We start from the raw sequence: 253 nt of genomic DNA, 5'->3' as shown, positions 1-253 counted from the left end.
TCAGAAGATATAGATCCTCAGCTCCTTGATATGCTTCATCATGAGCTTCCAACTTTATCGGATGACTTCTTAAATAATATACAGAAAACCTTTGCCGATTCAGATAAAGAGGCTCTACGCAGTGCCCAACGTGCCGTACATACCCTAAAAGGTTTGGCAAATATGGCGGGTATTAAAGGCGTGGCAAACTTAGCGCATCGGCTTGAAGATGTAATGGAGTACCTGACAGGGGCTGATCAGTTACCCTCAGGTT

General features: G+C 44.3%; 1 protein-coding gene. It reads left to right on the top strand.

Going from position 1 to position 253, the window contains the following annotated elements; genetic code table 11:
- A partial coding sequence (locus AYW75_RS18535) for an Hpt domain-containing protein (RefSeq protein ID WP_156490899.1) occupies positions 1–253 on the top strand: 253 nt, incomplete at both ends.

The sequence above is a fragment of the Marinomonas atlantica genome, assembly GCF_001639725.1.
GTDB classification, from domain to species: Bacteria; Pseudomonadota; Gammaproteobacteria; order Pseudomonadales; family Marinomonadaceae; genus Marinomonas; species Marinomonas atlantica.
The sequence above is the reverse complement of the archived record's forward strand: the minus strand, read 5'-3'. Positions and strand labels throughout refer to the sequence as shown.